This is a genomic window from Streptomyces sp. NPDC005820, from assembly GCF_040630255.1.
Lineage (GTDB): Bacteria > Actinomycetota > Actinomycetes > Streptomycetales > Streptomycetaceae > Streptomyces.
Window position 1 is genome coordinate 211,708 of the sequence record NZ_JBEXXE010000011.1, and the last position, 21,473, is coordinate 233,180.

Annotated in this window: 13 protein-coding genes; 2 read left to right on the forward strand and 11 right to left on the reverse strand. The window is 73.1% G+C overall.

Translation table 11 applies throughout. From position 1 onward, the window contains the following. Positions 1-14: 14 nt before the first annotated feature. The 9 genes from ABZ464_RS16250 to ABZ464_RS16290 all read right to left on the reverse strand — a co-directional run bounded on the left by ABZ464_RS16250 (position 15) and on the right by ABZ464_RS16290 (position 16,516). The gene (locus ABZ464_RS16250; protein ID WP_359276736.1) at positions 15-6,287 is read right to left on the reverse strand and encodes a DUF4157 domain-containing protein; all 6,273 of its coding nucleotides are present in this window, start codon (positions 6,285-6,287) and stop codon (positions 15-17) included. Then, positions 6,284-6,526, reverse strand: a complete 243-nt coding sequence (locus ABZ464_RS16255) for a hypothetical protein (RefSeq protein WP_359276738.1) — start codon at positions 6,524-6,526, stop codon at positions 6,284-6,286. The genes ABZ464_RS16250 and ABZ464_RS16255 overlap by 4 nt, the downstream gene beginning before the upstream one ends. Continuing rightward, a complete protein-coding gene (locus ABZ464_RS16260; protein ID WP_359276740.1) occupies positions 6,523-8,484 on the reverse strand; it encodes an ATP-binding protein in 1,962 nt (653 codons plus the stop codon). The genes ABZ464_RS16255 and ABZ464_RS16260 overlap by 4 nt, the downstream gene beginning before the upstream one ends. Continuing rightward, positions 8,484-9,671 (reverse strand): DUF4255 domain-containing protein, encoded by a 1,188-nt coding sequence (locus ABZ464_RS16265; protein ID WP_359276742.1) that lies wholly within the window; start codon positions 9,669-9,671, stop codon positions 8,484-8,486. Before ABZ464_RS16265 ends, ABZ464_RS16260 begins: the two co-directional genes overlap by 1 nt. After that, positions 9,668-10,375, reverse strand: a complete 708-nt coding sequence (locus tag ABZ464_RS16270) for a hypothetical protein (RefSeq protein ID WP_359276745.1) — start codon at positions 10,373-10,375, stop codon at positions 9,668-9,670. The genes ABZ464_RS16265 and ABZ464_RS16270 overlap by 4 nt, the downstream gene beginning before the upstream one ends. After that, positions 10,368-11,096, reverse strand: a complete 729-nt coding sequence (locus ABZ464_RS16275; protein WP_359276748.1) for a hypothetical protein — start codon at positions 11,094-11,096, stop codon at positions 10,368-10,370. Before ABZ464_RS16275 ends, ABZ464_RS16270 begins: the two co-directional genes overlap by 8 nt. Before the next feature lie 10 nt (positions 11,097-11,106). Continuing rightward, entirely contained in the window at positions 11,107-11,628 is a 522-nt protein-coding gene (locus ABZ464_RS16280) for a phage tail protein (protein ID WP_359276750.1), read from the reverse strand. 10 nt (positions 11,629-11,638) lie between these two features. Next, entirely contained in the window at positions 11,639-13,441 is a 1,803-nt protein-coding gene (locus ABZ464_RS16285) for a phage tail sheath subtilisin-like domain-containing protein (protein ID WP_359276753.1), read from the reverse strand. Positions 13,442-13,732: 291 nt separating this feature from the next. Beyond that, complete coding sequence (locus ABZ464_RS16290) at positions 13,733-16,516, reverse strand: LuxR C-terminal-related transcriptional regulator (protein WP_359276756.1); 2,784 nt, start codon at positions 16,514-16,516, stop codon at positions 13,733-13,735. A 224-nt stretch (positions 16,517-16,740) separates the two neighbouring features. Here ABZ464_RS16290 and ABZ464_RS16295 point away from each other — a divergent pair, with 224 nt between their 5' ends. Continuing rightward, positions 16,741-17,553, forward strand: coding sequence for a PhzF family phenazine biosynthesis protein (locus ABZ464_RS16295; protein ID WP_359276759.1), 813 nt, complete (start codon positions 16,741-16,743; stop codon positions 17,551-17,553). Positions 17,554-17,565: 12 nt separating this feature from the next. Here ABZ464_RS16295 and ABZ464_RS16300 read toward each other — a convergent pair whose 3' ends face one another. Continuing rightward, positions 17,566-18,345 carry a CPBP family intramembrane glutamic endopeptidase gene (locus ABZ464_RS16300; protein ID WP_359276762.1) on the reverse strand — a complete coding sequence of 260 codons (780 nt, stop codon included), beginning with the start codon at positions 18,343-18,345 and terminating at the stop codon, positions 17,566-17,568. Between the two features lie 147 nt (positions 18,346-18,492). After that, positions 18,493-20,004, reverse strand: a complete 1,512-nt coding sequence (locus ABZ464_RS16305) for a glutamate--cysteine ligase (protein WP_359276764.1) — start codon at positions 20,002-20,004, stop codon at positions 18,493-18,495. 580 nt (positions 20,005-20,584) lie between these two features. On the opposite strand from ABZ464_RS16305, the gene ABZ464_RS16310 reads away from it, so the two are divergent. Continuing rightward, positions 20,585-21,178, forward strand: coding sequence for a hypothetical protein (locus ABZ464_RS16310; protein ID WP_359276767.1), 594 nt, complete (start codon positions 20,585-20,587; stop codon positions 21,176-21,178). Positions 21,179-21,473 lie beyond the last annotated feature (295 nt).

A 21,473-nucleotide genomic window follows, 5' to 3' on the forward strand; every position in this document is an offset into this window, starting at 1 on the left:
TCACTCCTGGCATGTCAATCACCCTGGCGTGCAGCCGGGTCGATACCCCACGCTTTGAAAAGTCGCTCTCGGATCACCTTTTTGACGTAATCCAATTTAGCATCGGCAGCCGCCTTGTCCGTGAAGTCGATATTTTCGAGCGTGCGCACCCATGCCTCCAGTCCCGCGGTGTGCGCGAGCCAGCCGCGCACGACCGCGAGCTCACGGCGGCGCATCTGGTCCGGCTTCCGGCCGGACGCCAGCACGCGCGGCCGACGTCCTGAAGCGGGGTCCTGCCGATGCGCCTCGACGTCCCGCAAGTGCGCACTCACGCGCTCCGCGGTCTTCTTCGCCCCGACGGGCCGCATCGGATACTCCGCCGCCACCTCCAGCAGATCCTTCTTTCCACGCGCCGCGAGATCCATCGACATGGCACCGGTCACGAACGTCGCCGCCGAACGCCGGCCCTCCTGGTGGACGAACCACTGGACCAACTCCGCGCCATTCGTGCCGCTCAGCGTCGACGTCACCTTCCCCTGCATCGCCTGCCCGGCATGATGGGCAATACTGGAGCGCTGTTCGGGCGTCATTCCCTGCAACAATTTGTCGAAATCCGGATAGCTCAGATATTTGCGGATCGGTTTACCGTTCTTCTCGACCGTCCAACCGACCAGCTGATTACTCGGATCGGTCGCGTGCGGGTTCGTCCGCGGCCCCATCATCTGCATCGAGTGGACGTCGACGATCTTTCCGTCGTCCGCCTTGTAACTCATGATGTTCGTGCCGCGCGGGCCCTTCGTCGGCTGGGCACGCATCGCCGCTTGCACGTTGATGCCCGGCTCGCCCAGCTCGATCGGTCTGCCGTCGCGGTCCGTCATGGTCTCGGCCCGGCGCTCCGCCTCGTCCTTGAGCTCTGCGCCGAGCTGGTGGATGTAGTGCAGCAGCCGGTTGGCGAAGTCCGAATCGACACCGTCGATCACCGACCGGCTCGGGTTGAGCCACCCCCGGACCCGGAACGCGTCGCCGCCCTCGCGCGCGAGGCCGGTCATCCGGTACCACAGCCGCAGGCCGGCGAGCACGGCTCGGAGCAGCCCCGCCCTGACGCCCTTCACGAGGCGGCCCCGCACGAGCGGCCTGATCCGCTCCACGATCCGCTCCAGCCGGACGTCCTTGGACTCCTGAGGCTTCTTCTTCCGGTTCTGGCGGTTCTGCTTGCGGCGGTCGGCGACTTTCCTGCGCCAGTCCTTGAATTTCTCCCTGCCCTTGGCCACCAGGTTCTTCAGCCTGCGGGCGCTCCCCCTCAGCGCGCGGCCGAGCCTGCTGTTCGCGAGCTTCCCGCCCAACCGCCTGATCGTCCGGTTGACCGTCTTCAGCGCGGGCCCGACCACCCGGCCGACCGCGCCCGCCGCACGTCGTACGCCGTCGGCCGCCCCGCGCAGCCCGCTCCTGGCCGCGGCGCCCACCCGGCGCGCGCCCGAACGCACCGCCCGCGCACCCGCGGTGACCCCGCGTCTGACCGCGCGAGCAGTCGCGACGGCGCCACCCTTGACGGCCGCGCCCCCGCGTCGTAGCGCCTCACGGGCGGCGTTGACCGCACGGCCGGCGGCCTGCTTGACGGAACGGGCGCCGCGGCCGAGGCCCTTCATGATCTTCTCGGCGATGCCCTTGAGCTTCGTGCCGACGCCCTTCAGGGCCCCCGCGATACGCGCCGTCAGGAAGTTCGTGATGAACTCCAGCAGCGCCACCGCACCGGCCGCGACGGCCTTCGCGAAAAGGCACGCCGCCGTCACACCACCGGCCTTCACCGCCTTCAGGAAGGTCAGGAACGCGCTGAACACGGCGATGATCCTGCTGATGCTCCGGTAGGCCGCCATCACGCCCTGGGCGATCGCGACGATCCCGCCGGCGGCCGGGACGATCAGCCCGATCAGCTTCTCGACGACGATCGAGATGATCATCGCGGGCAGCGACTTGACGATCGCCTGCCAGGCCATCCTGCCGATCTGCGCGACCGACATACAGCCCTTCACCAGCACGTTCCACAGCAGCTTGCCGATGCCGACGACGGATTCGACCTTCTCGTTGAACCACGCCTTGACCGCGGTCTTGATCGCGCCCCAGAGGAAGGTGCGGACACCCTCCCTGGCCGCGCCGCCGAGCTTGCGGATCCAGCCGATCGGGTCCGGCGCGATGTCCTTGACCAGGGCCGCCAGTTCACCCAGCAGCTTGATCGCGGAATCGACGAACTCGATCGCCTTCATCACCGCGCCGCGGACCACCTCGACGGCCGCGAGCAGCAGTTTCTCGTACAACCGCAGCACCGCGACCAACGCGCCGGCCAGCGCGTCGATGAGCGCGTTGACCGCCTTCTTCAGCCGGTCGGCGAGCTGCTGCACCTTGGCGACGGCGGCGTCGCGCAGCGAGACGATCGCCTTGCGCATCTTCTCCGCGATGCCGGGGAAGACCGTGCCGATCACGCTCACCACGGCCAGCAGCACGTTCGCGAGGCCCTTGATGATGCCGGTGATCGCCTTCGCGGCCAGGTCGATCAGACCGTCGACCGCCTTCTTGAAGCCTTCCTTGATCGCGTCGATCGCCTTGACCGCCAGGTCGAACAGACCCTTGATCACCGAGACCAGCGCGTCGAACGCGGCCTTGACCTTGGACTTGACCCAGCCCCACCAGCCGGAGGACTCCTCCTTCTTGGCCTGGCGCTCCTTGCGGGCCTTCTCCTCGGCGGCCTTGCGCTCCCTCCCGATCCGGTCGTTGTCCTCGTTCCTGCGCCGGTCGATGTCGGCGTCGGCCTCGGTCTTCTTCGCGCCCGTGTCCTCGCGGGCCTTCGTGTGCGCGCCGGTCGCGGTCCTGGTGTGGTCCTCGACCGCCCTGTCCTGCTCGTCACGCCACTCGCCGCGCCTGCCGGCGGCGTCCTCGCGCGCTTCCTGGCGTACGGCGGCCTGCTGGTCGCCGTTCTCCGCGATCGCCTGCCGGACCTGGGCCCGGTTGTCCGCCTTCGCCTGGTCGGACTGCGTCTGCCTGTCCTGCCGGGCCTGGCCCATCCGGCCCTGGCCGTCGTCGAAGCCCGCCCGGATCTGCGGGCCGCGCTCCTGAACGGCGACCGCCGACACCGTGTCCGGATCCGTCCCGCCGGCGCCCGGCGCACCCGGCGCGGCGGGCGCGCCGCCGGCGGGGGTGCGGCCGGGCACCGAGGCGGTGAGCGTCTCGGCGGGCGCGTCCGGGTAGACCTGGTCCTCGCCGAGCCCGACCGCCGCGTCCTGCCGGCCGAGCGCGTGCGTCCGGTTGATCCGGTCCTCGGTCTGCCGGTGCTGCTCGTCGGCGAGCGCCGGGTCGGTCTCGCCCTCCAGCCTGACCCTGGGCGCGGCACCGACGGTGGTGTACAGCCGGTCGTCACTGGTGGGTACGCCGTTGACCGCGCCCTGGAGCTGCTGGATCTCGGCGTCGCTCGCCTTCTCCTCACTGCCCCCGGCGACGACCGGGTCCTTGACCCTGGTCGCGGGGTTCGGGGTGTTCGCGGTCGGCGGCGGGTTGGCCTCGCGCTGCCGGGCGAGCGTCTGCGGGGTCACCTCCGTCATCGGCTCGACCGCGGTGGACACCGGCCCACCGGTCTGCGGGGCGCCGGCCTGTGTCCGGGGGGCGCCACTCGGGCGTTCGAGCGTCGGCGGGGCGCCCCGGAGGTCCTGGTGCTCCTTGCCGACCGTGGTGCCCACGGCCTGGTCGACGCCGCCGAGGGCCTGCGGCATCCGGGCCGGCGGCTGGGACGAGATCGTCGCGAGCGCGGCCGTCGGCTCCTGGGCGGAGACGTCCGGCGGCTGTGCCGGTGGCGTCTTCCCGACCGCGGCCGGGGCCGGCGCGCCACCGCCGCAGCCGCCTCCGCCGCCCTCACCGCCCTGGGCGTCGGCCTCCGTAGTGGCCGCCGGCGCGCCTGCGCATCCCCCGCCACCGGTCTCGAGCGAGCCCTCGGGTCCGGCGCCGGGAGCGGCGCCTTCGGGTCCCGGCCGTCCGGGCGCCGCCGACTGCGCCGCCGCCGCGCCGCCGCCGGGTGCGGCCTCCGCGAGCTGCGGGTCGCCGGGCATCGCTTCGGCCGGCCCTGGTTCCCCCGGGACGCGCGCGCCCGGCCCGAGCGCCGTACCGCCCGATACGGCCGAGGAGCCGGCGGAACCGGGGCCGGCGCCGTCCGCTTCCCGGCCGAGGGGGTCGGGTCCGGTCGCCGGGCCGACGGCGTCCCCGGCGGCTGCGGGCTCGGCCATGGCGGGCGCGGCGGCGGCCGGGGCCGGGGCGGCGGCCGGGTTCGCGGCGGCGGGCTCCCGAGAGGCGGTCGTGGTGGCCGATGCGGCTTCGGCCGACCCGCCGGGCGCGCCCGCGGTCACGGTGGCGTCGGCCTCGGACGTCGTCCCCGGTGTGTCGGACTCGGCCCGGTCACCCGGGGCCTCTTCACCTGCGGCCGGTGCGCCCTCGGCCTCGACCGCCCTGCCCTGTGGGCCCTCCGCGTCCGCGCGCTCCAGCTCCGGCTCGGCGGCCCGCTCGGCCTGCTCGGCGAGGTCCAGATCCTGCGGCTCCGCCTCGACCGGCGGCGGCGCGGGCATGCTCGGCAGCTCTCGCGGCTTCGGCGGCGTGGTCCCCTGCGCGGCCTTCAGTTCGTCGTCGGCGGTCGGCACCGCGGACAGGTCCGGGTCGGTCTTCGGGACCGGGTCCGGCGCCGGCCTGTCCGCCCCGGCCTCCTGCTCGGCCCGGTCGGCGGCCCGCTGCGGCGGTTCGGGCTCGGCGGCCGCCTCCGGCGCCGGTACCTCGGACTCCGCACCGGCCTCGGTGTCGAGCGGCTTCTCCTGTTCCGGCGGTTCGTCCCGCCTGCCCTGTTCCTTCACCAGGCCGTGCTGGGCCAGCGGGCCCTGCGGGTCGTCGGCGACCGCCTCCGCGCGGTCCTCGCGCACCGGGTCCGCACCCCCGCTGCCGACCGGGGCAGCCGTTGCGACCTGGGCCCCGACCACCGGCGCCCGACCGATCGGCTCCGCCCCGGCCCCGCCCGCCGCGGCCCCGGGCTCGGCCACCGCCGACGGCGCGGGTGTACTGCTCACCGAAGCCGGTGCACCCTCGGCGGCGGGCTGTTCCTTGCCCTCCGCACCCTCCGCACCCTCCGCCCCCGGCTTCGCACCTTTCTCGGTGGCCTTGCGGTGCTCCTCGTCCTGGCTCTTCTGCTCGTCCTCCTCGGCGGAGTCCTTGCGGCGCTGGTCGTCGAGCGCCGCACCCTTCTCGCGCTCGGCGTCCCTTTTGTTCCGCTCGTCCTTGTTCGCCGCGTCCTCGTCGGCCCGCTCCCGGTCCCGGTCCTCCGCGCCCTGCCGCTCCTCGTCGCCGGCGTCGCGCTCCCGGTCCGCGCGGCCGCGCTCGTCGGCCGCCTTCTGCTCGGCCCGGTCGCGCCGCTCGGTCCGCTCCCGCTCGGCCGGCTCCACCACGGGCTCCGGTACGACGGCGGTGTCCACCGGCGGGCCCGCGGACGTCTCGGCCGCGACCACCAGCTGTTCGACCCGCAGACAGTCGGCCGACGGCAGCCGCTGCCGCAGCCGGTCCAGTACGGCGGTCCGCAGCTCCGGCGCCAGCCGTACCAGCTGCTGCCGCACGCGCCCCGCCGCGTCCGCCGGGTCACCGCGCAGCGTACGCACCACCCCGGCGACGATCCGGTCCACCAGCGCCGCCGGGTCCAGCTGCTCGGCCCGCAGCTGGGACACGTCGACGCTGATGAACCGCAGCCACGACACCGGCTGCGCGCCCCGCCGCGCCACCGCCCGCTCGCCGCCGCCCCCGGCCGCCGCCGCGCCCCGGTCGCCGAAGGCACGGTCCACCCGCGCCTCGGCCTCGCGCTCGACCCCGTCCAGCGGCCGGCTCAGCAAGCCGTCCTGCCGGCCCAGCCGCAGCCGGCCGGGCGCGTCCGGCACCTGCACGGTGTGCAGCAGCTCGTGCGCGAGCAGCCGCAGCCCCTGGGCGGTCTCCGGGCGGTAGGCGCCCGCGGCGAAGAAGATGTCCTGGCCCACGGCAACGGCGTCCGCGCCGACCAGCTCGGCCAGCGCGGCCGCGTCCCGGTCGCTGTGGATCCGGACCGCGCTGAAGTCGTGGCCGAGCCACTCCTCCATCGCGCGCCCGACCCCCGGCTCCAGCGGCTTCCCGGCCTGCGCGAGCACCGCGTCCGGCGCCGGCGGCGTGCGCCGTGCCCACCGGTCCCGCAGCGGCACGGACCGATTGGCGCGCTTGCGGCGCGGCGGCTCCGGCTGCTGCTGCCGGACCGGCGTGACGGCGCTCATCGCATCAGCTCCCGGTGCACGGCACGGGCCAGCTCGCGCCCGAGGCGGCGCGGGGAGGTGGTGGCGGGCAACGGACGCAGGCCGCTCAGCACGTCGTACGACGCGGCCTCGGCGGCCGGCGGCTGCTCGGTCAGCAGCCGGGTGAGCTCACGGGTGAACGCGCTCGCGATCCGGTCCGCGTCGGCGCGTCGTACGCCGTCGACGCCGCGGATCACCAGCTCGTCCACGTGCAGGCTCACACCCATCCGGCCACCTCCGTGGACGTCACCGAGCGCTCGAGCTTGGCGTACTCGGTGTGCGCGGCGGCGAGCAGATGCCGCATCTGCAGCTCGGTGCCCTCGTCGGCGGCCAGGAAGGCGGCCGACAGCGCGACGTTCCGGATGCTCCCGCCGGCCACCGTCAGCTGCGCCAGCCGTTCGACCGCGACCCCGTCGACCGGGACCCGCGGCGGGATCACCCGCCGCCAGATCTCGGCCCGCTCGGCCGCGTCCGGGAACGGGAAGTCCACCACGAACCGCAGTCGCCGCATGAACGCGTGGTCCAGGGCCTTCTTCTGGTTCGTGGTCAGGATCGCCAGGCCCCGGTACGACTCCATCCGCATCAGCAGATAGCTGACCTCGAGGTTCGCGTACCGGTCGTGCGAGTCCTTCACCTCGCTCCGCTTGCCGAACAGCGCGTCCGCCTCGTCGAAGAGCAGCACCGCGCCGCCGCGCTCGGCCGCGTCGAAGATCCGGCGCAGGTTCTTCTCGGTCTCCCCGATGTACTTGCTGACCACCTGGGACAGGTCGATGACGAACAGGTCCAGCCCGAGTTCGCCCGCCACCACCTCGGCGGCCAGCGTCTTGCCGGTGCCGCTGCTGCCCGCGAACAGCGCGGTGACGCCGAGCCCGCGCCGCAGCACGTCCTCGAAGCCCCAGTCCTGGTGGACGGTGGCGCGCTGCCGGACGTGCGCGACGATCTCGCGCAGGATCCTGCGCTGCCGCTCCGGCACCACCAGGTCGTCCCAGCCGGCCCCCGGCTCCACCCGGCGGCCGAGCTCGTCGAGCGCGATGCGCGCGTGCGCCAGGCCCGCACGCCAGGCCGCGGCCCGCACATCGCCGTCGGCCTCGCGGGCGACCGCGCCGGCGGACCGGATCACATGCCCCGGCAGGCTGAACTGGGCCACGAGTCCCGCCACGTCGACGTCGTCGCCGCGGCCGTCCAGCGCGGCGCGCCACAGCTCGCGCTGCTCCGCCTGCTCCAGCGGCTCGACGACCAGCTGCGCGCGGTGCGTCGCGGCTGCGGCGAGCGGGTCCTGGCTGGACAGCACCACCGGCACGCCGAGCATCGCCACGAACGCCTCCACGGCCGCCGCCTGCGTCGTCTCGGAGACCTCGACGAGCAGCGCGGCGGGCAGCAGCACGCCCTCGCGCTCCCAGAGCCGGGCCAGCACCGCGCGGTCGGCGGGCTCGGCCGGCAGGTCGGCCGCTGCCAGCGTGAACGTCGCGAAACCGGCCGCCCGCGCCGCGGTGACCGTCACTTCCCGCCGGGTCTGCAGATCGCCTCCGGACAGCGCCGCCACCCGGTCGGTGCTCACCGCCGCCGCCAGTTCCGCCGCCAGCCGCTCCTGCGACTCGGGCAGGCGGCCGGGTACGGCGGTGCGCGCGACCAGTCCCTGGAGCCGCGGCTCGACCTGCGAGACCCCCAGCAGGAAGTGCAGCACCCGCTCGTCGATCCGCAGCCGCGCGGTGGTCAGCACCCCGTCGTCGGCGACCTCGACGAGCCGGTACCGGCGCAGCGGCGCGTCCGGCGTCAGCGCGCTCCAGTGCGGCTCGGCCAGCGCGGCGAGGGCCAGCGAGAAGGTCGGGAACGCCCGCCCGCTCACCGCCGCACAGCGCGCCGCCGCCGTCGGCCCCAGCTCCATCGCCGCGCACAGCACCAGCAGGTCCCGTTCGAACGACGTCAGCCCGAAGCAGGCGACCACCGTCGCCAGCGAGCCTTCGTCGTACGACGCCCCGCCGCGACCGTCGTCCTCCCGGGCCGCTCCCTCACCGGCGTCCGCCGCCGGGTGCCGGGACCGGCGCCGCAGCCGTCCGGCGGTGCCGGTGTCGGCCGCGCGGTCGGCGGCGGCCCGGGCGTGCGCGTCAAGGCGTGCGAGGACATCGGCCACGGCCCTGGCCATGACCGCCGCGTCGGCCTCGCGCCCGTCGTCGTCCATCAGAACTCCACCGCCGGCGTGCGCAGGTCCTCGCCGACCACGGTGTCGACGCCGTCGATCCGCACCCGCAGCAGATAGCTGCCGGCGGCGACGCCCGGCGCGGTGACCGCGACCGTCCTCGGGTCCCGCGGACCGGGCAGCGGGTACTCCGCGTCGAACCGGTGGCTGCCGGGCCCGTCCAGCTCGTCCAGGAGCACCGACACCCGCTGCCGGTCGCCGACCGCGAGGTCCAGGGTGGCGACGACCCGGCCGGCGGTGACCTCGGACGCCGTCACGGTGGCCTGCCGGGCCAGCGCGATCTCGTTCGAGTCGAGGATCCGGACCGAGTCGCCGAGCGCGATCGCGTGCAGGACCCGTACCGGGTGCACTCCCGGCGCCAGGTCGGCGGGCGGGGTGAACACCACCCGGCCGTCGTCGACGGCGGACGGTTCCACCGGCTCGCCGCCGACGTCGACGGTGACCTTCTCGCCGTTCAGGTCGTGCCCGGTCAGCACCACCTCGTGGCCCAGCGGCACCGGGCCGGGGCGCGGTTCGGCGTCCGAGCCGGCGGGGCGGCCGCGCAGTTCCTCCACCACCGGGCGGCGGCCCGGGACCACCCGGATCCGGTGCTCCCGGACCGGGCGGCCGGCGGCGGGGGTCTGTCGGCTCTCGAGCAGCAGCAGGGACGCCTCGAACGCGATCGACGGCGTGTACGGCGTCTGGATCAGCATCGACCACAGCTTCGACAGGTCGTCGACATCCATCTTCGACGGCGTCAGCCGGACCGCCTGCGGTGAGGCCGCGAGGTCGGCGCCGGCCAGGAACGCCTGCCCGGCGGCCGTCTCCAGGTCCTGCGCGGACAGCGCCGGCTGCTCGTGCAGCGTGCGCGCCACCGAGCCGAGCAGCGCCTGCGGCACCAGCTGGGTCTCGTTGCCGTAGCAGCTGATCAGGTAGTGGACGTCGTAGGCCGCGGTGGGCGTCCGCAGCAGCAGCCCGGCACCGTCGCGGGTGGGCGTGTCGGCGTTGCGCCGGGAGGCGTTCGGGGTGATCCGGTAACAGAACACCGTGATGGTCGGCTCCGTCACCGGCTCGCTCGGCGGCTTGCGCGCCTCGACCTGCACGGCGTAGGGCACGTCGGACTGCACCGAGCGGGCCAGCAGGCCGCGCAGCGCCTCGGTGGCCTGGGCGATCGCCAGGTAGTTGCTCACGTCGCCTCCCGCCGGTCGAGGAAGGCATCAAGGCCGACGGCCGGCTGGGGCCGTCCGGTCCGGCCGTTCCGTTCCCGCTTCGGTTCGTGCGGCGCTGTCGTCACCTCGAGCCGGCCGATGGTGACCTGGACCGACGGCTCGGCCGGCGCGGTCTGCGGCTCGCGCCGCCGGACCTCACCGGCGCTCCGCGGCACGGAGCGAAGCGCCGCGGACCCCGTCCGCGCGGCGGGCGCGGTCCGGACGGACGGGGTTGGCGCCGGCATGTCCGCGGCGGGTCGCCGATCCACCGGCTGCTCGACGGCCCGCGCCACCGCCTCCGCCGCCGGCACCAGCCGCTCCACGTCGCTGTGCAGGACGGGCGGCGCGGCCGGCTGCGCCGCTCTCGGCGACTCCGCGGACAGGGTGCGCACCGTCTCGATCGACCGCACGGTCCGCTCGATGCGGCTCAGCACCGAGGCTGGTGGCGCCGGCGCCCCCTGCGGAGCGGCCTGCGCCGTCGGCCTTGGTACGGGGAAAGTCTCCGGCCGCGCCGGGGCGGCGGCGTCGATCTCGACCTCGGTCTCGGTCGGCGCCGCCGCGGGCAGCCGCTCGAACGGCATCGCCAGCCGCGGCCGTGCCAGCGGCACCACGGCGTCCGGTCGGCTGGCCGCCCCCGTGCGGGCGAGGAGCCGGTCGAACAGGTCCGGTGTCCGTGTCTCAGCCATGTCCGGCCAGCTCCAGGTAGTAGCGGCGGCGCAGCGGTGAGAGCGCCAGCACTTCGGGTTCGGTCCACCCGTAGCTCGAGGCCAGCGCGTGCACGTCGGCGAGCGTCGTACGGGCCCACGAGTCGAGCTCGTCCCACAGGTAGGTCGCGATGTCGAGCTGTGCCCGCACCTGGGCGCCGCAGTCCGGGCACGCCATGGCGAACGAGATGTCGGCGGCCGGATCCGCCGCCGCGACCGCCTCGGCGAGGAGGTGCACGACGCGCTCCGGCAGCAGGTCCGCGGGGACCGCCCGGTCACCGCGCCGCGCCTCGAGCACCAGCCGGGCCGCGAGCCCGCTCCGTGGATCCTGCGCGGCCCGGTCGTGCACCGCGAGCAGATCGGCGGGGGTCGGCAGCCGGAACCGCACGGTCCAGTCGCCGTCGGTCAGCGGTTTCGGCTCGGCCGCGGGCGCGGCGGCCGCCAGGCCGGTCGTGTCGACGTCGAACTCCAGGTCCGCTCCGCACGCCGGGCAGCCGATCCTGACCGACAGGACATCGCCGAACAGTTCGGCGCGCAGGCCGAGCAGGTCGGCGTCCCTGGTCCCGACCGGGACACCGAGCAGGTCGTCGGCCGCCCGCCCGGGCCGGGCGAGCGCGTGCAGGAGTACCGCCCGCTGGGCCGAGGAGGCGGGCAGCGTGAGCCCGATCTCCCAGGCGGCGAGCAGTTCCGTCGGGGCAGCCACCTCGCGCCCCTTACGGAATCCGGTACGACGGCTCGTCCGGCTCGGCGACCTCCAGGTCCCGCTCCCAGCCCTCGCACTCGAGCTTCAGGTGCTGGATCGCGACCGCGTTCGCGTTCGCGTCCATCTCACCGAGCACCTGGTACTCCGACGGGAACGCGCGGTACACCTTGTAGGCGAGCGCCACCTGTCCGGCCTCGTTGAGGACCTGGATCACGATGTCCTTGCGGAAGTCCTTCAGCGAGGACTCGCTGCCGAGGCCCTGGCCGACCATCCAGACCTTGTTCGCCCAGCGGTCGAACTCCGGGTCGTGCGTGACGCCGCGCTCGATCGTGATCGCCTCGAACTCGGTCCGGCCGGCGGATTTCCTGGGTGAGCTGGGATCGCCGCCGTTACGGTGTTTGATCACCTCGGTCGTTCTTTTCAGCGGGCTGATCTTGCTGCACCCGGCGACGGTCTTGCCGTCCCAGAGCACCAGGAACTTGAAGTTCTTGTAAGGGTCGAACCGCTGCGCGTTGACAGTGAACTCTGCCATTTTTAATTCCTCAGACCTCGATCCGGCCGGCCATCTGCTCGATCTTCACCACGACGAACTCGGCCGGCTTCAGCGGCGCGAAACCGACGATCACATTGACGATGCCGCGGTTGATGTCGTCCTGGGTCGTGGTGTCCTTGTCGCACTTCACAAAATAGGCTTCGCGCGACGACGTGCCCTGGAACGCGCCCTGGGTGAACAGGGTGTGCAGGAAGGCTCCGACGTTCAGCCGGATCTGGCCCCACAGCGGCTCGTCGTTCGGCTCGAACACCACCCACTTCAGGCCGCGGTAGAGGCTCTCCTCGAGCATGAACGCCAGCCGCCGGACGGGGACGTACTTCCATTCCGACGTGAGCGCGTCCGCGCCGAGGAGGGTGCGCGCGCCCCAGATCACCGGGCCGACGATCGGGAAGCTCCGCAGGCAGTTCACCCCGAGCGGGTTGAGCAGGCCGTTCTCGGTGTCGGACATCCTGACGCTCATGGAGCGCACTCCGGTCAGCCGCACGTCGGTGCCGGCCGGCGCCTTCCAGACGCCGCGCTCGGCGTCGGTCCTGGCCATCAGCCCGGCGACCATTCCCGACGGCGGGAAGGTGCGCAGCCGTCCGGTCAGCGGGTCGGTCATCGTGATGTGCGGGAAGTACAGCGCCGCGTGGTCGCTGCGGACGGCGTCGTACGCCGGCAGACCGGCGCGGGCCTGTTCGATGCCGGTCCACTCCGGCGGGCTGTCGACGATCAGCAGCATCCGCTTGTCCTCGCAGAGCTCCTCGGCGATGGCGATCACGCCGATCGCGTCCCCCGTGTAGTCCGGCCCGGCCAGGTCGGGGAGGCAGAGGAGGTTGACGTCCGGCACCTCCCGCAGTGCCTGCAGGCCGGTCTTGTCGGCCTCGCTGCCGCGGAACTCGGCGTCCGTCGGCGGGTCGCCGTCGTCGCCGCCCTCCAGCGCGTAGGCGGTCGCATGCGCGGTGGTCAGGCCGAGCGCGTTCGCCACCTCGCCGGTGAGCGTCATCGTGGCGCCCGCCGTCCCGGCCAGCACCTGGAGCCGTTTGCCGGCCACATCGACGTCCGCCCTGGTGAAGGCCTTGTTGGGGGACGCCGCTCGCAGTTTGCGCTCCAGCAGCAGGCCGAGCGCGGTCAGCGACGCGGGCTTGGTTTCGGTGGGGGTGTAGAGCGTGATCTCGACCGCGGGGACGCCCTCGACGGTCGCGGTGAGCTTCTTGCCGGCCAGGTCCGGCAGCCGGTCGACCGGTCCCGAGACCGTGCCGGAGAAGTCCGGCACGGCGTCACCGGTCGCCTTGACGTCGATGTACGACGACTCGTTGACGACCGCCTCGACGAAGCGGGGCGCGTCGGGGCTCATCGACAGGTTGCGGTACCGCTCCAGCACCGCTCCGGAGGCGTCCAGCACGCGCAGGCCGAACGTGTCGTCGGCCGCGCCCGGGTCGATCGCCACCCGCAGCCCGTTGCCCCAGTCGCTGGCGTCCCGCGAGGTCACGGTCAGCGCCTTCGGCTCGCCGCCCGCCGCGATGTCCTTCGACGCCGGCGCGGCGCCCTTCGCGACCCGGACGACGACCGCGACCGAGCCGCCTGCCAGGAAGAACTGCTGCACCGCGTAGCTGACCAGGCTCTTCGCGTCCAGGCCGCCGTACTGCCGCTCGAAGTCGGCGAAGCTGGTGATCGTCACCGCCTCGTCGATCGGCCCGCGCCGGGTCGCGCCCACGAACGCGGTGACCGACGTCGTCACCGCGGTGATCGTGCGAACCGCGCTCGACAGCTCCTCGATGTAAACCCCGGGATACGAGACGGACGTCGCCATACCCTCTCCATTCCTTGTGATTTAGGCATGGAGGCACCCAGCTATGCCCCCCAGGCAATGCATTGAAAAATCGCACACGAATATGCGACGCGAATACGCGAATGGAAGCGACACCCGAAAGAAGATTCCCCTGCCCCGTACCCCTCCCCCGAGAGATTTGGTCGACCTATATCGACCGACACCATAAGTAACATGCACACAGCGTCAGGGTCAACCACTCATCGTGATTTCCGTGATTAGCCGACGTCAATCCGCACAACTACCCGACAACCCGACTTTATTAATTGATCATCAAAGCAGCCCGAGTTCGCGTGCCCGGCGTACCGCGTCGTGACGGCGGTTGACGCCCAGCTTGCGATAGGCGCTCTTGAGGTGGGTCTTGACCGTGTTCACCGACACATACAGATCGGCCGCGATCTCCTCGGTGGACATCATCATCGCCAGCCGTTGCAGCACATCGCGCTCGCGTCCGCTCAGGTCCTCCACGACCACCGGGGACGCCTCCTCGGCGGGCGGCGGGGGCGCGCCGGGGGTGAGCCAGCCGCCGGCCAGTTCCCGCAGGGGGTCGGTGCGCAGGAGGGGCCGGAGCCAGGGGCCGGTCTCGAGGAAGGGCCGGCGCAGCCGGTCGCGGCGCGCCTCGCGCAGGGCCCGGGCGACGAGCCGGCGCGCGGCGGCGGGATCGCCGCTCCGTTCGGCGGCCCGGGCCCGCACCAGCGCGGCCCGGACGGTGACCGCGGGCCCGCAGCGGTCCTCGGGGTGCGTCCGGTCGAGCAGATCGACCGCCGCGCCCGGCTCGCCCGCGGCCAGCCGGGCCCGGGCCTCCTCCACGGCACAGGCCACCTGGTCCTCCGGCACCTCCCGCAGCAGGCGTACGGCGGCCTCGGGCCGTCCCTCCGCGAGATGCGCGGCGGAGGCGACCACCGCCGACTGCCCCGCCGCCCAGGGCGAGACGACCTCGGCGGCGACGGTCGGCTCCACCGCCGCGAGCGCGCCCCGTGTGTCGCCCCGGGCCAGATGGAGCCGGGCGGTGGCGAGGGCACGGCCGGCCTCCCGCACCGGGTCCCGCAGCGCGGGGTGCGACTCGGCCGCCGCGTCGAGCATTGCCTGCGCCTCGTCCAGTTCGTTGCGGTCGACGGCCACCGCGGCCAGGACGAGCAGTCCGATGCCGGAGCCGGCCGACCGGGGCAGCCCGAACCGTTCCGTCTCGGCCATCGCCGCGCGGGCCTTGCGCTCGGCGCGGCCGGCCCAGCCGTCCAGGCAGTCGATCAAAGCCAGCCGGCCGAGGGCGTCCTCGCGCAGCAGCGCCGTCGAGGCACCGCCGGGGCAGTCGGCGGCGGGGGCGAGGGCTTCCCGCGCCTCCTCGAACCGCCCCGCCCACAGCCGGGTCGAGCCCAGATGGGTCAGCAGCAGGGCGGTGAGTTCGGGGTGCTTGTCCAGCAGATGGGCGGGGACCTGTCCGCGTACCTTCTCGGCGTCCGCCGCGGCCGCCTCCGCGCGCGCGGGCGAGCCGGTCAGCCGGGCGGCGGAGGCCTCCAGCAGGGCACAGCTGAGCCGGGCGGCGGGATCTCCGGGGCCGGAGGCATCGCGCGAAGCGGCGCCCTGCCCCACCGAGGTGCCTGCCTCCAGAGCGTCCGCGAGCGAAGCGGCACCCGCACCCGCATCGGGAGCGTCCGCACCCGGCAGGTCCGCCCCCGCCACCCCCTCCCTCTCCGCCAACCCCCGTTGGGCCTCGCGCAGATGCGCCAGACCGTGCTCCAGATCGCAGCGCGACAGATCCCGCGCGGCCCGGACGAGCTCCGTCGCCGGGCTGCCGGCCTCGGGCCCCATGTGGGAGAACAGCTCGACGAGCTCGTCGGAGCGCAGCCCGGTGAAGAGCTGGCCGATGGCGAGGTCCTCGACGAGGGCGCTCGCGGTGAACTCCCAGTCGCCCGCGGCGGCCCCGTGCCCGAGCGTCTCGGTGAGCAGTCCGGAACGCCCGAACCAGTGGGCGGCCCGCCGGTGCAGCTCCGGCTCCAGACCGGGCGCGCGCACCCGCAGATGGGCCCGCAGGATCTCGCCGAACAGCGGGTGGAGGCGGTACCAGGCGTGCCCCAGGTCCTCGACGAACGCGTTCTCCCGGTGCAGTCCGGCCAGGATCGGCTCGGAGTCGGCGCGCTCGGTCAGGGCGTTGGCGAGCTCGGGACAGAGCCGTTCGAGGACGCTGACCCGCAGCAGAAGGTCCTGGACCTCGGGGCTCTGCTGCTTGAGCACCTCCGCCAGCAGGAAGTCGGCGACGGTGCTGCGGTCGGCCTCGAACTCCTTCAGATACGTCTGCGGATCCGGGCTCTCCTGCGCGGCGAGGGCGCACAGCCGCAGGCCGGCGGCCCAGCCCCGGGTGCGCTCCACCAGCGCACCCGCCGCGGGCAGGGGAAGGTTCAGTCCGTGCAGCGCGAGCAGTTCGGCCGTCTCCCGCGGGGTGAAGGCCAGCTCCGCGCCCCGGATCTCGGTCAGCTGCCCGGCGGCCCGGTAGCGGTGCAGCGGCAGCAGGGGTTCCGTGCGGGTGACGAGGATCAGGCGCAGACCGCCGCCCGCGTGGTGCAGTACGAACTCCAGTTGCTGTGCGATGTCGGGGTCGCGCACCTGGTCGTACTCGTCGAGGACCAGGGTGACGGGCCGTTCGCGCGCGCTGAGATCGGCGGCGAGCCGCGCCAGCAGGGTGCGGGTGACCCGGCTGGCGTCCGCCGGGCTGCCGACCCCGGCGGGCGGCGGCACCCCGGCGGCCCGCAGCGCCTGGAGCAGATAGGCCCAGAACATTCCGGGGCCCTGGTCGGCGGCCTCGGTGGTGAACCAGGCGACGGACGGCTCCCGCTCGGCGGCCCAGTCGGCGACCAGCAGGGTCTTCCCCGCTCCGGCGGAGCCGTTCACCATGGTCAGCGGGGTGCCCAGGGCCTCGTCGAGATGCCGCAGGAGCCGTGTCCGGCGCAGGAACGTCGCAGGCCGCGCGGGGATCGCGAACCGCGTCCGCAGATACGGATCCCCTTGCGGATCGGCCCCCGGAGCCTTCGACTCCGCACCGTCTTCCTCGAATCCAGCCATGCGCTCACCGCCCGGCGTCGATCGTGGGTAGCGCTCGCCTCCTCCAGCATCGCAGGGACCGCGCTCCCGCGCAGCGGGAGGAAACCGCAGGTCAGATACTCCTCACCGGGTGCTTGCCGCCGTCCGCGACGAAGGCGCAGGTTCCCGGTGGCCCGGGAGAACCGGTCCAGGACTCGTGGATTGGCCTTGGCCGGCCGTTCCGCCGACCACCTACCGTCACCGCCATGCGGATTCGAATCGTCGACGCCTTCACCGACCGCCCCTTCGCCGGAAACCCGGCCGGGGTCCTGCTCCTCGACGCCTTCCCGGGCGACGACCGGCTCCAGAACGTGGCTCTGGAGGTCAACCACGCCGAGACGGCCTTCGCCCACCCCCTCCCGCCGGGCGGCGAGGCGGACTGGGCGCTGCGCTGGTTCACGCCCGTCGCCGAGGTCGACCAGTGCGGCCACGCCACACTGGCCACGGCCCACGTCCTGCACAGCACGGGCGCCCACACCGGTCCGGTCCGGTTCGCCACCCGCAGCGGCGTGCTGATCGCGAGCCCGGCCGAGGACGGCTCGATCACCCTGGACTTCCCGACCGCTCCGCTCACCCCGGTAGCGCTCCCGGCCGGGGTCGCCGAGGCCCTGGGCGCCGAGCCGCTCACCGCCTTCGACACCGGTCCGCACCTGGGCGACCTGCTGGTCGAGCTGGCCGACGAGAAGACCGTGCACGCCCTGCGTCCGGACCACAGGGCGCTCGCCGCCCACTCCCGGCGCGGCATCATCGCCACCGCCCGCGCGGAGAACCCCGCCCTCGGCTACGACTTCGTCTCCCGCTGCTTCTTCCCGAACGTCGGCATCGACGAGGACCCGGTCACCGGCAGCGCCCACACCGCCCTGGCCCCGTACTGGACCGAACGGCTCGGCCGTACCCGGCTCACCGGTCTGCAGGCATCCCCCCGCTCCGGCCGGGTCGGCACCGAACTGCGCGGCGAGCGGACCGTGCTGACCGGCCGCGCGGTGACGGTCGTCGAGGGCGAACTGCTGGCCTGGTGAACGCCCGGCGGCTCAGTGGGTCGGCAGCCAGGGCACCCTCCCGGCCAGCAGCGCGTACCCCACGAAGGCGCCGATGTCGAGCAGCGAATGGGCCGCCACCAGCGGCCCCACCCGCCCCCAGCGCCGGTACAGGTAGACGAACACCACGCCCATCACCATGTTGCCGATGAACCCGCCGATGCCCTGGTAGAGGTGGTACGACCCGCGCAGCACGGCACTGGCCACCAGCGCCGTGCCCGGGGTCCAGCCCAGCTGGCCGAGTCGGCGCAGCAGATAGCCGACCACGATGACCTCTTCGAGGATCGCGTTCTGCAGCGCCGACATGATCAGCACGGGGTACTTCCACCACACGTCCGGGAGCGCCTCGGGGACGACGGTGAGGTTGAAGCCGAGCTCGCGGGCCAGCAGATAGAAGGCGATGCCGGTGCTGCCGATGACGGCGGCGATCCCGGCACCGCGGCCCAGGTCGAACCAGGGACGGGTGCGGTCGAAGCCGAGCGTGCGCAGCCCGCTCTGCCCCTCCCGCATCAGCAGATGCGCGACGAGCGCCACCGGGACCAGCGCCGAGGCGATCCCGAAGAGCTGCCAGGCGAGATCCAGCCAGGGCCGCCCCGGCGCGGCCGAGGCGTTGAGCGTGGCCGCCTGGTCCTTGAGCCCACCCGGCTTGGTGACCGACCCGATGAAGCTGATGAGCGCGGACACACCGCTGGCGCCGAGCGACAGCCCCAGCACAAGCAGCGTCTCGTCCCGAAAGATCCGCCGAGACGGCCGCTCGTCATACACCTCGCCCACCCGCACACCCGCTTCCGTTCAAGGGACACAACAGCTTGCCCGATGCCACGAAAGCCACGACCACCACCCCGGCCTAAGGGGCGCGGGGAACTGCGCGATCGGCCCCCACCGGACCGCACCCGGCACACCACCGCGCCATCCCGGACCTCACCCGACGGGCACCGGCAACCCCACAGGCCACGTATGCACCGGCTCCCCCACATGCATGAGCTCCGCATACCGCCGCGTGGTCGCAGCCAGCGCAGCGTCCCGGGACAACCCCGCCTCCACGGCCCGCCGAAACGTCGCGACCTGCCACGTCGCCCCGTTCACCCGCCGCCGGCACCGTTCCTCGATGATCCCGAGGTAGTAGTCCCGGTCGGCCGGCTCCACTCCCCACGCGTCCAGCCCGGCCTCGGCGAGCGGCAGCAACTCCTCCCGTACGAGACTCACCGCGTCCACCTCGCCCACACCCCCCAGCCGCCCGCGCCGCGGCCACTGCAGGCGCGCGTCGATGCCGTACCGGCAGGCCGCGTCGAAGTTCGCCTCGGCCGCCTCGAACGGCAGCCGGGACCACACCGGCCGGGTGTCCTCGGCGAGGGCGCGGACGACGCCGTAGTAGAAGGCCGCGTTGGCGATCACGTCGGTCACGGTGGGCCCGGCGGGCAGCACCCGGTTCTCCACCCGAAGGTGGGGGACGCCGTCGGCGATGCCGTACACCGGCCGGTTCCACCGGTAGACGGTGCCGTTGTGCAGGACCAGCTCGGCGAGGGACGGGATGCGGCCCGCCTCCAGCGCCTCCAGCGGGTCCTCCTCGTCGCACAGGGGCAGCAGCGCCGGGAAGAAGCGCAGGTTCTCCTCGAACAGCTCGTATGCCGAGCTGATCCACCGCTCCCCGAACCAGGTCCGCGGCCGTACGCCCTGCGCCTGGAGCTCGGGCGGGCGGGTGTCCGTGGCCTGCATGAACAGCGGGGGCCGGGACTCGCGCCACAGCTCGCGGCCGAACAGGAAGGGCGAGTTGGCGCCCACGGCGATCTGCGCGGCGGTGACGGCCTGCGCCGCGTTCCACACGTCGGCGAAGCGGGCCGGGGTGACCTGGAGGTGCAGTTGCACGGAGGTGCAGGCGGCCTCGGGGACGATCGACTTGGAGGTGCACGACAGGTGCTCCACGCCCTCGATGTCGAGGGCGAAGTCCTCGCCCCGGGCGGCCACGATCTGGTCGTTGAGAAGGGTGTAGCGGTCGACGTCGGAAAGATTGGTGGAGACCAGATCGTCACGGTCGAGGGTCGGCAGAATACCGATCATCACGATTCCCGCGTCGACCTCGCCCGCCTTTCGATGGGCATATGCCAGTGACGTACGGAGTTCCTCGGCGAGCCGGTCGAATACCCTGCCGCCCAATCGGTGTGGAGCTATGTTGACTTCCAGGTTGAACATGGCGAGTTCTGTTTGGAAATCTCGGCTCGCGATCCGTTCGAGCACTTCGCCATTCAGCATTTTCGGCAGGCCGTCGGCGCCCGCGAGATTCAGCTCGATCTCGAGCCCCATGAGGTTCTTCGGCCGGTCGAAGCGCTCCTGGGCCAGAAGCCGCTCCAGCCCCGTCAGGCACCTTCGGAGCTTGTCGCGGTACTGCTGCCGATCGGACAGGTCGAACCCGCCCGCCACGACCTTCTCCCCCATCGAAGCGTCCCTCCTCGCATGGGCGGGCCGGTGATCCGGCCGCCGGTCTCCCGGGTCAGGTGGGATGATGCCCAACCGAGCCGATCGATAACGTCCCCGCCGGTTCCCGCCACCCGCTACTCTGACCGGAAGCGTCCGGGCTGACCGGAGGCACATTCACGGGGCAAGCGGCAGACCGCTCTTTCACGAACTCCGGAACTCGTGCCCGGGAACTCGTGAAAAAATCCGACGAGAATGGGCCGACCATCGCGCTCGCATATCCCGAGGTCATCGCGGCGCGGGTCGCTCTGAATCGGGATGATTCACACGTATCGCCGACCGAATGGACTCTTGCCGGGTGTCCCGGAATCGGCTAGACGAAACACAGTCTGAACACGTGTCGTATAAACTCCTCGCACAAGGCGGAGAAGGTGGGCCCGGTGGCCGAAGGAGCCTGTCGTCCAGGTGGCGGCAGGCCGCTCGCGCACCCCGGCTGTCCGAAGACCCCGGCCCCTGCCTCTGCGACCTTCACGAGAGCTAGCTGACAGCGCCGTCCGCCCCCGCCCTCGCGCCACCGCCTGTGAATGAGAGGCGACCCATCATGCCGCTGCACGTCCCTCCGGCTCCCGCGCCCGCCCTTCGCTCCGTCCTCACGGCCCTCGGTTCCCCCACCGCGGTCCGCGAGGCCCGAACTCCGTCCCTGCGCTCCGCCCAGGACGAGGCCACCCCCGAACTGCCGTTGCCGCTGCACGTCCTGGACCGGATCACCCCCGAGGGCGTGTCCGCGACCCGGCTGGCCGGCTGGCGCTTCCTGATCCGCTGCGGCGACCGGGCCGTGGCGGCGGCCGAGACCCGGCTGACCCCGGACGGCTGGGCGTTCTCCCATTTCTTCGAGGGCCCCTACATCGCCTCCACCGAACGCGCCCTGCGGCAGGCCGAGTCGGCGACCCAGCCGTACCAGGCACGGCTGCTGTCGGTCCCCGGGCTCTACATGCTCACGCTCTGGCTGCACGGCGACACCGACGGCGACGGCAGCACCGGTCACCCCGCCGCGACCGATCTGCTGGTGCCGCTGGCCCCGGCGCCGCCCGGGATCGCCGCCCATCGCGCCCACCGCGTCGCCGAGTTGCTCCCCGTGCTCACCCTCAGGGTGACCCCGTCGGCGCCGCCGCCCCTGCTGGGCTCGCCCGCCTGACGCCGTAACCGCGGACACGCGCACGGCGGACCTCCGTACCCCGGCACCACGACCCCGGTGCCGGGGTACGGTGCCGTCCGCGGTGTTCGCGGTGTTCGTCCCCACGTCCCCGTCCGGACTAGCCCTATCCGGCCACTGGAAACCACCCGAAGTGACAGTGCAGTTGAGATGAACCGCCCGCGCGGGTGATGCGTCATGAACCTGTGAGAGGCGGTGCCGCGAAATCCCTGCGGAACGACGTCCGTGGGGCAACACTGGGTTCCGACCGACTTATCACAACGGGGGGCGGCCATGA